This window comes from Pseudomonas sp. TE3899 (assembly GCF_056279105.1).
This window is the reverse complement of sequence record NZ_JBWBQR010000001.1, coordinates 856,291-869,103: the sequence shown is the minus strand read 5'-3', so window position 1 is coordinate 869,103 and position 12,813 is coordinate 856,291. Positions and strand designations below refer to the sequence as shown.

Here is a 12,813-nt window from a genome sequence, read left to right as displayed (position 1 = left end):
TTGTGCACCAGACGCCATATCCCGTGCTAACGTCGCCACATGTCGATGCCCGATCTCAACTTGCTTATCACCCTGGATGTTCTGCTCGCAGAAGGCAGCGTCACGCGCGCCGCCAAGCGACTGCGGCTAAGCCCGTCGGCGATGAGCCGGGCGCTGGCGCGCTTGCGTGAAACCACCGGCGATCCGCTGCTGGTCCGGGCCGGCCGCGGTCTCGTGCCCACGCCCCGCGCGCTCGAATTGCGCGAACGGGTCAGTCAACTGGTGCAAGACGCCGAAGCGATCCTGCGCCCCGTCGAGCAGCTCAATCTGCAGCAATTGGTGCGCACCTTCACCGTGCGCACCAGTGACGGTTTTGTGGAGACGTTCGGCCCGGACCTGCTGGCTCGCATCAGCGAAGAAGCGCCGCGGGTGCGGTTGCTGTTCGTGCAGAAACCGAACAAGGACAGCACACCCTTGCGCGATGGGACGGTGGACATGGAAACCGGCGTGGTCGGAACGTCGATGGCGCCGGAGCTGCGAGCGCAGGCGTTGTTCCGCGACCGTTTTATTGGCGTGGTACGCCTGGAGCATCCGCTAAGCCAGGGCGACATGACCCCGGCCCGGTATGCGGCTGGCCGGCACATCGGCGTGTCGCGACGGGGCCCGGAGAAAGGGCCGACGGCGATTGATGACGCCTTGGCTGCGCTCGGGCTGGAGCGCGAGATTGTCACCGTCGTCGGCGGTTTCTCTACCGCACTGGCGCTGGTTCGCTCCTGCGACCTGATCGCCAGCGTGCCGGAACGCCATACCGCCAGCCTGCGTGCCGGCCTGCACAGTTTCGCCCTTCCGGTTGCCATCCCGCCGATCACCGTGTCCCTGCTCTGGCACCCCCGGCTCGATGCCGACCCGGCGCATCGCTGGTTGCGGGGGTGTATTCGGGAGGTGTGTGCCGAGCCGCTGTTGTAGCCCGGAACACAGCTTCTGTGGCGAGCGGCTTTTGTGGTGAGCGGCTTTTGTGGCGAGGGGGCTTGCCCCCGTTCGGCTGCGAAGCAGTCGACTCGGTTAGCCTGAAAAATAGTAAGGAGCCGCTTCGCGACCCAACGGGGGCAAGCCCCCTCGCCACAAAAGGCTCCCTTGGCCACAAACACATTCCTTGACCACAAAAGTCGTCCCCAGCCTGCAAAAAACAGCTCCTCCCGCACGTCTTTATAAGATCTTTATCCCCCCGCCCCCAATCCTGATAACAACTTACCAGCCATCCCTCTAGGCTTTTCCTCAATGCAGGAGGAAACGCCATGGACTTTATCTTTGTGGTACTCGGTGCGCTGCTTTTCGTCAGCCTGATCGGTCTGGCCCGTGGCTGCGCGGCGCTCAACAGGAGGCGGTCATGACCGGTTTCTATCTGTTCGGCGGCATCATCGCGGCCGGGTTGCTGGTGTACCTGGTCGCCGCGCTGTTCTTTCCGGAGGACTTCCTATGACCACGCAAGCCTGGATCCTCCTCGGGGCTTTTTTGCTGGTGCTGGGTCTGTTGGCCTGGCCCCTCGGACGCTGGCTGACCACGGTGATGGAGGGTCGGTTTGCCCTCGGCGCGCGGATTGAATCGCCGCTGTATCGCCTGGCCGGGGTCACGCCCGAAGCGCAGATGAGCTGGCTGCAATACGCCCTGGCCCTGATCCTGTTCAACGCCCTGGGATTGCTGGTTGTTTACGCGCTGCAACGCTTGCAAGGCGTGCTGCCGTTCAACCCCCAAGGCTTCGGCGCCGTGACGCCAGACTCTTCGTTCAACACCGCCGCCAGTTTCGTCACCAACACCGACTGGCAAGGTTATGGCGGCGAATCGACGATGAGCTACCTGACCCAAATGCTCGCGCTGACCGTGCAGAACTTCCTCTCCGCCGCCACCGGCATCGTCGTGGCGGTGGCGCTGATTCGCGGCTTCGCCCGCCACAGCGCCAACAGCATTGGCAATGCCTGGGCTGACCTGACCCGCATCACATTGTGGGTGCTGCTGCCGCTGTCGCTGATCTTCGCGTTGTTCTTAGTCAGCCAAGGCGCGATCCAGAATCTTGACCCCTATAAGGACGTCTCGACGCTGGAAGTCATGCAGTACCAGGCGCCAGTACTCAACGACGCCGGCCAACCGAAACTCGACGCCCAGGGCAGCCCCGTCACCGTGGCTGCCAGCACCGACAAGCAAACCATCGCCATGGGCCCGGTCGCCTCGCAAGAAGCGATCAAGATACTCGGCACCAACGGCGGCGGCTTCTTCAATGCCAACTCGGCGCATCCGTTTGAGAACCCCACCGCGCTGACCAATTTCCTGCAACTGATCGCGATCTTCCTGATCCCGACCGCGCTGTGCTTCGTGTTCGGCCACATCGTCGGTGACATCCGCCAAGGCTGGGCGTTGCTGGCGACGATGACGATCATCTTCGTGGTCGCGGTGATCGCCGTCACCCACTACGAACAACTGGGCAATCCGCAGTTTTCCGCGCTGGGCATCGACACAGCGGCGGGCAATATGGAGGGCAAGGAACTGCGCTTCGGCATCAGCGCCTCCAGCCTGTTCGCCGCCGTGACCACCGCCGCGTCCTGTGGAGCGGTCAACGCCATGCACGACTCGTTTACGCCCTTGGGCGGTGCGGTGCCGCTGGTGCTGATGCAACTGGGTGAAGTGGTGTTCGGCGGCACCGGCTCGGGGCTGTACGGGATGTTGGTGTTCGCAATTCTCGCGGTGTTTATCGCCGGTTTGATGATTGGCCGCACACCTGAATATTTGGGCAAAAAGATCGAAGCCTACGAGATGAAAATGGTCGCCATCGCAATCCTGGTGACGCCCTTGCTGGTGCTGTTCGGCACCGCCATCGCGGTCATGGCCGAGGCCGGCCGGCTGGGGATCGCCAACCCGGGTGCCCACGGGTTTTCGGAAATCCTCTACGCCTTCTCCTCGGCCGCCAACAACAACGGCAGCGCCTTCGCCGGGTTGTCGGCCAACACGCCGTTCTACAACACGATGCTGGCGATCGTTGCCTGGTTTGGCCGCTTCGGCGTGATCGTCCCGGTGCTCGCCATCGCTGGCAGCCTGGCGGCGAAGAAACGCCTGGCGGTCACCGGCGGCACCATGCCGACCCACGGCATGTTGTTTGTGGCGCTGCTGATCGGCACGGTGTTGCTGGTCGGTTTGCTGAACTACGTGCCGGCGCTCGCGCTCGGGCCCGTCGTCGAACACCTCAACCTGATCAAGTGAGACCACGACCATGTCCCGCCAAGCGTTCTCCTTGTTCGACCCTAAACTCATTACCCCGGCCCTCGTCGAATCGGTGCGCAAACTCAGCCCCAGAATCCAGTGGCGCAACCCGGTGATGTTCGTCGTCTACATCGGCGCGATCATCACCAGCGCCCTGTGGGTCCAGGCCCTGCGCGGCCAGGGCGAGGCCAGCAGCGGATTTATCCTGGCGATTGCCCTGTGGCTGTGGTTCACCGTGCTGTTCGCCAACTTTGCCGAAGCCCTGGCCGAGGGCCGGAGCAAGGCCCAAGCGGCCTCGTTGCGCGACCTGAAAAAGGAAACCTGGGCCAAAAAGCTGCGCGAGCCGCACTACGGCGCCGAGTGGCAATTGGCGCAATCGAGCGGCTTGTGCAAAGGCGATGTGGTGGTGGTCGAGGCCGGCGACCTCGGCGACTCGATCATCCCCGCCGACGGCGAAGTGATCGAAGGCGCGGCCTCGGTGGACGAGTCGGCGATCACCGGTGAGTCGGCGCCGGTGATTCGTGAATGTGGCGGCGACTTTTCGGCCGTGACCGGCGGCACCCGGGTGCTGTCGGACTGGATCGTCGTGCGCGTCACCACCAACCCCGGCGAAACCTTCGTTGACCGCATGATCGCCATGGTCGAGAACGCCAAACGGCAAAAGACCCCGAATGAAATCGCCCTCTCCATCCTCTTGGTGGCGCTGACCATCGTCTTCCTTGGCGTGACCGTGACGCTGCTGCCCTTCTCCCTGTTCGGGGTCTCGGTGGCCCAGGCCGGGACGCCGGTGTCCATCACCGTGCTGATCTCGCTGCTGGTGTGCCTGATCCCCACCACCATCGCCGGCCTGCTGTCGGCGGTCGGCGTGGCGGGCATGAGCCGCATGATGGAAGCCAATGTCATCGCCACCTCCGGCCGCGCCGTGGAAGCGGCCGGTGACGTGGACGTTCTGCTACTCGACAAGACCGGCACCATCACCCTCGGCAACCGCCACGCCTCGGCGTTTTTGCCGGCGCCGGGGATCAAGGAAGCGGATCTGGTGGATGTAGCGCAACTCGCCTCCCTCGCCGACGAAACCCCCGAAGGCCGCAGCATCGTGGTGCTGGCTAAACAACGCTTCAACCTGCGCGAACGGGACATCGGCGCACTCGACGCCCACTTCGTGCACTTCTCCGCCCAGACCCGCATGAGCGGCGTCGACATGGGCACGCGCCAACTGCGCAAAGGCGCCGGTGAAGCGATCCTGCGCCATGTGCAAAGTCTCGGCGGCCATTTCCCCGACGCCGTGCAAACCATCGTCGAAGACGTCGCGCGCCGGGGCAGCACACCGCTGGTGGTAGCTGATGGCGCCAAAGTGCTGGGCGTGATCGAGCTCAAGGACATCGTCAAGGGCGGGATCAAGGAACGTTTCGTCGAACTGCGCCGCATGGGGATCAAGACCGTGATGGTCACCGGCGACAACCGCGTCACTGCCGCCGCCATCGCCGCCGAAGCCGGGGTTGATGACTTTCTGGCCGAAGCCACACCGGAACAGAAACTCGAGCTGATCCGCCGCTATCAGGCCGAAGGTCGCCTGGTGGCGATGACCGGCGACGGCACCAACGACGCCCCGGCGCTGGCCCAGGCCGATGTCGCGGTGGCGATGAACTCGGGAACCCAAGCGGCGAAGGAAGCCGGGAACATGGTCGATCTGGACAGCAACCCGACCAAGCTCATCGAAGTGGTGGAAACCGGTAAACAAATGCTGATGACCCGGGGCTCGCTGACCACGTTCTCGATTGCCAACGACGTGGCCAAGTATTTCGCCATCGTGCCGGCGGCGTTCGTCACCACCTATCCATCGCTTGCGGCGCTGAACATCATGGGCCTGACCAGCCCCAATTCGGCGGTGTTGTCGGCGGTGATTTTCAATGCGCTGATCATCATTTTCCTGATCCCGCTGGCGCTCAAAGGCGTGAAATACCGTCCGGTCGGCGCCGCCCTGCTGTTGCGGCGCAACCTGCTGATCTACGGGCTGGGCGGGGTCATCGTTCCATTCATCGGCATCAAAATCATCGACATGGCCCTGGCCGCTGTCGGTCTGGTTTGAAGGAGCACTGTCATGACCACTCTGTTGCGTCCGGCGTTGACTCTGTTGATTGTCTTTTCACTGCTCACCGGCCTGGCTTATCCGTTGGTGACGACCGGCATCGCGCGGTTGGTGTTTCCCCATCAGGCGGCCGGCAGCCTGATCGAGCGCGACGGCAAAACCGTCGGTTCGCTGTTGATCGGCCAGGGCTTCAGCGATCCGAAGTATTTCTGGAGCCGCCCGTCTGCCACCAGCCCCATGCCCTATAACGCGCAAGCCTCCAGTGGCTCGAACCTCGGCCCGCTGAACCCGGCGCTGATGGACGCAGTCAAGGGCCGGATCGAAGCCTTGCACGCGGCCGATCCCGGCAACAACGCCACGGTGCCCGCTGACCTGGTCTACAGTTCCGCCAGTGGTCTTGATCCGCAGATCAGCGTGGCCGCCGCGTTGTATCAGGCCGGCCGCGTGGCGCGGGTGCGTAACGTGCCGGTGGAGAAGGTCCGGCAACTGATCGGCGCGTATGCTCAAGGCACGCTGCTCGGGTTCCTCGGCGAGCCTCGGGTCAACGTGCTGGCCCTGAACCTGGCGCTCGACGCCGCCCACTGAGCGGCAACTCACACACGGTGAGGGTGATGGCCGAACAACGTCCTGACCCGGACCAGCTACTGGCCCGGATTCGCGAAGAGGAAGCGCAAGCCAAACGCGGTCGGCTGAAGATTTTCTTTGGCGCCAGTGCCGGGGTCGGCAAGACCTACGCCATGCTCGCCGCCGCCCATACCGCGCAGTCGCAAGCCATCAAGGTGCTGATCGGTGTGATCGAAACCCACGGTCGCGCCGAAACCCAGGCGCTGATCGAAGGCCTCGAAGTGCTGCCGCTCAAACGGGTCATCGATAAGCAGCGCACCGTCAGCGAATTCGACCTCGACGCCGCCCTCGCCCGCGCGCCGGGGCTGATCCTGATCGACGAACTCGCCCACTCCAATGCCGTCGGCTCGCGGCATCCGAAACGCTGGCAGGACGTGGAAGAACTGCTCAGCGCCGGGATCGATGTCTGGTCGACCATGAACGTCCAGCACCTGGAAAGCCTCAACGATATCGTCGGTGGCATCACCGGCATTCGGGTGTGGGAAACCGTGCCCGACCATGTATTCGATACTGCCGACGAGGTGGTGATCGTCGACTTGCCGCCCGACGATCTGTTGCAGCGCTTGAAGGAAGGCAAGGTCTACCTCGCGCAACAGGCCGAGCGCGCGGTGCAGAATTTCTTTCGCAAAGGCAACCTGATCGCCCTGCGGGAACTGGCGCTGCGGCGCACCGCCGACCGGGTCGACAGCGACATGTTGCAGTACCGCCAAAGCAGCGCGGTGAAACCGGTGTGGGGCACCCGCGACTCGCTACTCGCCTGCATCGGGCCCCATGAACAGGCGGAGAAAACCGTGCGTTCGACGGCGCGCCTGGCCGCGCAATTGAACGTGCCGTGGCATGCGGTGTTTGTCGAAACCCCGGCCTTGCAGCGCCTGCCCGAGGCCAAGCGTCGTCGGGTGCTGGCGACTTTGAAACTGGCCCAGGACATGGGCGCGCAGATCTCGACCCTGGCCGGTCAGGACATTGCCGAAACGCTGGTTAAATATGCGCGCATGCACAATCTGTCCAAGGTGGTGCTGGGACGTGACGAACGTCCACGGCGAAAGTTTTGGCGCCAGGTGCTGGCGGATCGGATTGGTGCGCTGGGCGCGGATCTGGATGTGATTCAAGTGTCGTTGCCTGCCTCCAGCCAGCGCCCGGAAAGCAAGCCTGAAACCCGCGAAAGTCCGATTCTGTGGTCGACGTATCTGTGGAGCGCCGGGATCTGCGCGGCGACAACGCTGATCGCCATGCCGCTGGCGAACGTTCTCGAACAGGCCAACATCGTCATGCTGTTCCTGCTGGCGGTGGTCGCCGTCGCCGTGCGCTTCGGTCGTGGCCCGGCGGTGATGGCGGCGTTCATGTCCGTTGGCGCCTTCGATTTTTTCTTTGTCTCGCCGCGTTTTTCCTTCGCGTTTGCCGATGTGCAGTACCTGGTGACCTTCGTTGTGATGCTGGTGGTGGCGTTGGTGATCGGGCAGATGACCGCCGGCCTGACGTACCAGGCACGGGTGGCGCAACGGCGCGAAGACCGCATGCGCGCGCTGTATGACATGTCGCGTCTGCTGTCCGCCGCGCTGATCACCGAACAGGTGGCCGAGATCAGCGCGCAATTTCTAAGCGCCGAATTCGGCGCCCGCTCGGCGTTGCTGGTGGCCGATGACAACAACAAATTGCTGGCGCCGATGGTCACTGGCGATGCCCCGCAAGTCGATCTGGCAATTGCGCAGTGGTCATTCGATAAAACCGAACCGGCCGGTTACGGCACCGATACCCTGCCCTCCAGCACCACGCTGTACCTGCCGTTGTCGGCGCCGATGCGCGTGCGCGGCATCCTCGCCGTGCAGCCCCGGGACACGACGCGGTTGGTGGTGCCGGAACAGCGGCGTTTACTCGATACCTGCGCGTCGTTGCTGGCCATTTCCCTCGAACGGATTCACTACATCAACGTGGCCCAGGACACGACCGTGCAAATGGAATCCGAGCGCTTGCGCAACTCGCTGCTGTCGGCGATTTCCCATGATTTGCGCACGCCGCTGTCGGTGATGGTCGGCCTCGCCGAAGCGCTCAAACTGACCCAGCCAGCGCTGACCGGCGAAGCGGCCGAGATCGCCACGGCGGTGGGTGAATCGGCGCTGCGCATGAACACCCTGGTCAACAACCTGCTGGACATGGCGCGACTGGAGTCCGGCAAAGTGGTGTTGAATCGGCAGTGGCAACCGGTGGAAGACGTGGTCGGCAGTGCCTTGCGTGCCGTGCAGCCGATCCTCGGCGGGCGAACCGTGCACGTCGCCCTGGAGGATGACTTGCCGCCGGTAAGGATCGACGCGGTGTTGATCGAGCGCATCCTGATCAACCTGATCGAAAACGCCGTCAAATACACCCCGCCCGCCACCACTATCAACCTGGGCGCCTCGGCCACGCCCGATACGATCGAAGTGTGGGTCGCCGACGAAGGCCCGGGCCTGCCCCAGGGTCACGAAGAAGCGATCTTCAGCAAATTCATGCGCGGCAAAAAGGAAAGCGCCATCCCCGGCGTCGGCCTGGGTTTGGCCATCTGCCGGGCCATCGCCCAGGCCCATGACGGCACCATCGTCGGCGCCACCCGGCCCGAAGGCGGCGCGCGCTTCACGCTGCGCCTGCCCCGCGAAACCCCGCCCGTTATCGAATCCTTCGCCCCGCAGACTGACGAGGAACAGCCATGACCGACTCTGTGCCCCACGTCCTGATCATCGAGGACGAAAAGGAAATCCGCCGCTTCGTGCGCATGGCCCTGCAAGCCGAAGGCCTGGACGTACATGAAGCCGACACCTTCCACCGCGGTCTCATCGACGCCGGCACCCGCCGCCCGGACCTGATCATCCTCGACCTCGGCCTGCCCGATGGCGACGGCATCGACCTGATCCGCGACGTGCGCAGCTGGTCGCCGGTCCCCATCATCGTGCTGTCCGCCCGAGGCGCCGAATCGGACAAAATCCTCGCCCTCGACACCGGCGCTGACGATTACCTGGTGAAGCCGTTTGGCACCGGCGAATTGCTCGCCCGAGTGCGCGCCTTGCTACGCCGGCAGGCGAAAGAGGCCGATAACAGTTCAGTGCTGAGCTTTGGCGACGTGCGCATCGACATCGAACGCCGGGTAGTGGAACGCTCCGGCGCACCGCTGCATTTGACGCCGCTGGAGTATCGGCTGCTGGTACACCTTTGCTCGCATCCGAATCGGGTGTTGACCCATTTGCAACTGTTGAAAGCGGTGTGGGGCCCGTCGCATACGACGGATACGCCGTATCTGCGGGTGTTTATGGGAGGGTTGAGGAAGAAGGTCGAGGTGGATCCTTCGCAGCCAAAGCATCTGGTGACGGAGACGGGGGTTGGGTATCGGTTTATCCCATGACCCTGTAAGAGCAAAGCTTGCTCGCGATGAACGATGACGCGGTGTGTCAGGTCCGACGCCTTCGCGAGCAAGCTTCGCTCCTACAGGGATCGGGGCTGATTTTTGTGTAGGAGCGAGGCTTGCCCGCGAAGAACGATGACGCGGTATGCCAGGCCTGACGCTCTCACCGTAGGAGCAAAGCTTGCTCGCGATGAACGATGACGCGGTGTGTCAGGTCCGACGCCTTCGCGAGCAAGCTTTGCTCCTACAGGCTCATGCTAATATGCCATCACTCAATCAATGTAGTACGCCCGCATGGATGCCACGCTCCACCCCTTCCGCCGTTTCTCACTGTTCGCCGTTGCGCTGATCCTCTCTGGATGCCAGACGACAAAACCCACACCTGTTAAAACCCCGCAACCAGGCCTCGCGGTGTTCAACAGTGTGTTGGTGGAAACGCCCGAGCCTAATTCGATCATCCGCGAACGGGACCGAATCACCTATGTCGTGGTGTCATCACTGGGGCCGGAAGACCGCTATTTGGCGCGTTTCGACGCGGACTGCAAGCAGCCTGATGCGCAAATGGCCTACCGCAGCAAAGGCGGAATGTCGCGGTTTGCCATCGATCCGCGGGGTCGCACAGAGGAATCCTGGCAATTACCGGCGGAACAAAAGAGCCAATACCTGCAAAGCGCTCAGTTCAAGCAGGTTTGCACCCAGACCGCATCGCCCGAATGGCGAGTGTTCTCGGCCCCGGAGCATCAGGATTGGCAGATGATCGACCGCGCCAGCCTGAAGGTAAAAGGTGATGAAGTGACGTTCTGGACGGCTCGAGTGCCGCCCGCCGAGTTGTTGCTACCTGACCAAACCAGCCTGTATGGGCAGGTACGCCAGCGGTGGACAGCCAACTGCTCGCGGCAAGAACTGACGGCGCTGAGCAGTTTCTACCTGGATAAGCGCAGTCGCGTGATCGCGGGGGAGATGAAAACAAATCCTGAAGCCATCCGCTTGCAAAGCCTCTCAGCTGACGAGCGCCGGTTGCTTGAGCTGGGCTGTGGTACGCCGCAGTCGCTGGATCAATACGCACATTTCGATGGGCGTGAGCAGTCATCCTTTGAACTGCCTGTCCCCGTCGTTACTGCCCCGGTATTGAAAGCCATCGCGGCATTGAAGATGCCCAAACCGGAAAAAAGCATTCAGCACCTGCGCTTGGTGTTCAAGGACATGTCCGAGCCGAAACAGTTTTCAGAGGTCGGTGTGCGGTACAAGGGACGTGACGCCAGATACCAGCCAGAGGCGTCGGTTAATCAATTGCTTGAGCGCTTTAAAAGCGCACGAGAGCAACGGGCCAACGTTAGTTTCCGCGGCTTGATAAAACTGGCTGACAGTAAATTCACGACTGTCGCCGATCTGATAGAAATTGAAGACAGCGCCCTCTCGGACCTGCGCTTCGAAGGCGATTGGGCAAATATGCCGGTCGGCGCGCTCCTGAGCTACACCGTGCAGCGCCCCACAGAGCACTATGGCAAAGGTTTGGTGCCGGTCGACGACCGGTTCACTTGCGACGTCGAATCACAAAAGCCCGCCAGCGCGTACTACCCGAGCCTGACAGGGACTGCCAAGGTGTTCAGCTGTACGGGTGATGACTACCACCTCGGCCAGGGCACCGCTTTTTACGCCTACCTGGAAGCGTATGGCATGTTCGTGCCGGTTCGGTACGTCGCGAAGGATTGGCAAGGGGAATGGAGCATTGAGGCTTTGGAGTGAAGTGGTGTTTACCCATAAATAATGGGGACTCCCATTAGCCGGTCTCCAGTCAAGGCTAAAAGCCAACTCTCCCTGCAGTTTTTAACTGCAGGGTTGTCCTCTCTCGCAACCTGCCCGGTTGAACCCGTCGTACCCGCTTTCTCGTCAATGGCTACGACCGAGTCGTGCCTGACGCCTTCGCGAGCAAGCTTCGCTCCTACAAGGGATCGGGGCTGATTTATGTGTAGAAGCGAGGCTTGCCCGCGAAGAACGATGACGCGGTATTCCAGGCCTGACGCTCTCACCGTAGGAGCAAAGCTTGCTCGCGATGAACGATGACACGGTGTGTCAGGTCCGACGCCTTCGCCGTAGGAGCAAAGCTTGCTCGCGAAGAACGATGACGCGGTGTGCCAGGCCTGACACCTTCGCGAGCAAGCTTCGCTCCTACAGGGATCGGGGCTGATTTATTTGTAGGAGCGAGGCTTGCCCGCGATGAACGATAACGCGGCGTGTCAGGCCTGACGCCTTCGCGAGCAAGCTTCGCTCCTACAAGGGATCGGGGCTGATTTATGTGTAGGATCGAGGCTTGCCCGCGAAGAACGATAACGCGGTGTGTCAGGCCCGACACCTTCGCCGTAGGAGCAAAGCTTGCTCGCGATGAACGATGACGCGGTGTGTCAGGCCTGACGCCTTCGCGAGCAAGCTTCGCTCCTACCGGGGTTTCAGCGCTGCTTCGATCGCCGCGATGTCGATCTTGCCCATGGTCATCATGGCGTCGAATGCCCGTTTGGCCTTCGCTTGATCGGGGTCGGTGATCGCGGCCGACAGGATGCGCGGGGTGATTTGCCAGGACAGTCCCCATTTGTCCTGGCACCAGCCGCAGACGTTTTCCTTGCCACCGTTGCTGACAATCGCATGCCACAAGCGGTCCGTTTCGGCCTGGTCGTCGGTCGCGACCTGGAACGAAAACGCCTCGTTGTGCTTGACCCCGGAGCCGCCGTTCAACCCGAGACAGGGGATGCCCATCACGGTGAATTCGACGGTCAGGACATCGCCCTGCTTACCCGCCGGATAGTCGCCCGGCGCGCGATGCACCGCGTCCACCGTGCTGTCCGGGAAGGTTTTGGCGTAGAAGGTCGCGGCCTCCAGCGCGGCGCCGTCGTACCAGAGGCAAATGATGTTTTTGCTGAGCATTTCGGTTCTCCAACATTCAGACTGACCCCGATCATTCTAGCTGCGCATTTTCAGCACCGATGGTCACCGGTCCGGGCCAGTCACCCAGGCCGATCTATACTCTTCAGTTGGTTATCGCTTTGTCATGCAATACGTCGACACCCGTGCGCCATGGGCGCACCCGTGCCAATCGCCAACGTAACCAGCCCGAGCCCGTGCGTCGTGTCGCCCAGGATCGAACGACCGGTCGTGCTTGATGGCTTTGTGGCTGATGGGTTATGGAGAACATCATGAAATACAAGTTTTTTTCAGGCGTTGTATTGGCGCTCGCGGCGACGGTGATGGTGCCCAGTGCGCTGGCTGCGAAGGCGCAAGCCGTGGCGGCGGATGGTGCGGATCATGTCGGGGCGGGGTCGGTGGCTGCTGATGGCTCGGATCGCGTTGGCGCTGGAGCTGTTGCTGCTGATGGCTCGGATCGTGTTGGGGCCGGTGCTGTTGCTGCTGATGGCTCGGATCGTGTTGGCGCTGGTGCAGTTGCCGCTGACGGATCGGATCGCGTAGGCGCTGGTGCTGTTGCCGCTGACGGCTCGGATCGCGTAGGCGC

General features: G+C 62.5%; 10 protein-coding genes. 9 read left to right on the top strand and 1 reads right to left on the bottom strand.

The features are described 5' to 3' along the window. The first annotated feature begins 39 nt into the window (after window positions 1–39). From ACZ89E_RS03920 to ACZ89E_RS03885, 8 genes are all read left to right on the top strand, one after another. Window positions 40–945, top strand: a complete 906-nt coding sequence (locus tag ACZ89E_RS03920; RefSeq protein WP_476254890.1) for a LysR family transcriptional regulator — start codon at window positions 40–42, stop codon at window positions 943–945. 421 nt (window positions 946–1,366) lie between these two features. Further along, window positions 1,367–1,459, top strand: coding sequence for a K(+)-transporting ATPase subunit F (kdpF, locus tag ACZ89E_RS03915; protein ID WP_123402870.1), 93 nt, complete (start codon window positions 1,367–1,369; stop codon window positions 1,457–1,459). After that, window positions 1,456–3,228, top strand: a complete 1,773-nt coding sequence (gene kdpA, locus ACZ89E_RS03910) for a potassium-transporting ATPase subunit KdpA (protein ID WP_149659828.1) — start codon at window positions 1,456–1,458, stop codon at window positions 3,226–3,228. Before kdpF ends, kdpA begins: the two co-directional genes overlap by 4 nt. A 10-nt stretch (window positions 3,229–3,238) precedes the next feature. Then, entirely contained in the window at window positions 3,239–5,317 is a 2,079-nt protein-coding gene (gene kdpB / locus ACZ89E_RS03905) for a potassium-transporting ATPase subunit KdpB (RefSeq protein ID WP_476254889.1), read from the top strand. A gap of 12 nt (window positions 5,318–5,329) precedes the next feature. Further along, the gene (gene kdpC / locus ACZ89E_RS03900; RefSeq protein ID WP_476254888.1) at window positions 5,330–5,902 is read left to right on the top strand and encodes a potassium-transporting ATPase subunit KdpC; all 573 of its coding nucleotides are present in this window, start codon (window positions 5,330–5,332) and stop codon (window positions 5,900–5,902) included. Window positions 5,903–5,928: 26 nt separating this feature from the next. Continuing rightward, window positions 5,929–8,625, top strand: a complete 2,697-nt coding sequence (kdpD, locus tag ACZ89E_RS03895; RefSeq protein ID WP_476254887.1) for a two-component system sensor histidine kinase KdpD — start codon at window positions 5,929–5,931, stop codon at window positions 8,623–8,625. After that, window positions 8,622–9,311 carry a response regulator gene (locus ACZ89E_RS03890; RefSeq protein WP_476254886.1) on the top strand — a complete coding sequence of 230 codons (690 nt, stop codon included), beginning with the start codon at window positions 8,622–8,624 and terminating at the stop codon, window positions 9,309–9,311. The genes kdpD and ACZ89E_RS03890 overlap by 4 nt, the downstream gene beginning before the upstream one ends. A gap of 294 nt (window positions 9,312–9,605) precedes the next feature. After that, the gene (locus ACZ89E_RS03885) at window positions 9,606–11,057 is read left to right on the top strand and encodes a hypothetical protein (protein ID WP_476254885.1); all 1,452 of its coding nucleotides are present in this window, start codon (window positions 9,606–9,608) and stop codon (window positions 11,055–11,057) included. A 690-nt stretch (window positions 11,058–11,747) separates the two neighbouring features. Here the strand turns inward: ACZ89E_RS03885 and ACZ89E_RS03880 are convergent. Beyond that, window positions 11,748–12,230 (bottom strand): VOC family protein, encoded by a 483-nt coding sequence (locus ACZ89E_RS03880; RefSeq protein ID WP_463257822.1) that lies wholly within the window; start codon window positions 12,228–12,230, stop codon window positions 11,748–11,750. A gap of 405 nt (window positions 12,231–12,635) precedes the next feature. Here ACZ89E_RS03880 and ACZ89E_RS03875 point away from each other — a divergent pair, with 405 nt between their 5' ends. Then, window positions 12,636–12,770, top strand: a complete 135-nt coding sequence (locus tag ACZ89E_RS03875; RefSeq protein ID WP_476254884.1) for a hypothetical protein — start codon at window positions 12,636–12,638, stop codon at window positions 12,768–12,770. Window positions 12,771–12,813: the final 43 nt, after the last annotated feature.

What these genes read in the sequence shown, in the direction of transcription:
- ACZ89E_RS03920 (WP_476254890.1), top strand. Translation starts at nt 40, where the DNA reads ATGTCGATGCCCGATCTCAACTTGCTTATCACCCTGGATGTTCTGCTC.
- kdpF (WP_123402870.1), top strand. Translation starts at nt 1,367, where the DNA reads ATGACCGGTTTCTATCTGTTCGGCGGCATCATCGCGGCCGGGTTGCTG.
- kdpA (WP_149659828.1), top strand. Translation starts at nt 1,456, where the DNA reads ATGACCACGCAAGCCTGGATCCTCCTCGGGGCTTTTTTGCTGGTGCTG.
- kdpB (WP_476254889.1), top strand. Translation starts at nt 3,239, where the DNA reads ATGTCCCGCCAAGCGTTCTCCTTGTTCGACCCTAAACTCATTACCCCG.
- kdpC (WP_476254888.1), top strand. Translation starts at nt 5,330, where the DNA reads ATGACCACTCTGTTGCGTCCGGCGTTGACTCTGTTGATTGTCTTTTCA.
- kdpD (WP_476254887.1), top strand. Translation starts at nt 5,929, where the DNA reads ATGGCCGAACAACGTCCTGACCCGGACCAGCTACTGGCCCGGATTCGC.
- ACZ89E_RS03890 (WP_476254886.1), top strand. Translation starts at nt 8,622, where the DNA reads ATGACCGACTCTGTGCCCCACGTCCTGATCATCGAGGACGAAAAGGAA.
- ACZ89E_RS03885 (WP_476254885.1), top strand. Translation starts at nt 9,606, where the DNA reads ATGGATGCCACGCTCCACCCCTTCCGCCGTTTCTCACTGTTCGCCGTT.
- ACZ89E_RS03880 (WP_463257822.1), bottom strand. Translation starts at nt 12,230, where the DNA reads ATGCTCAGCAAAAACATCATTTGCCTCTGGTACGACGGCGCCGCGCTG.
- ACZ89E_RS03875 (WP_476254884.1), top strand. Translation starts at nt 12,636, where the DNA reads ATGGCTCGGATCGCGTTGGCGCTGGAGCTGTTGCTGCTGATGGCTCGG.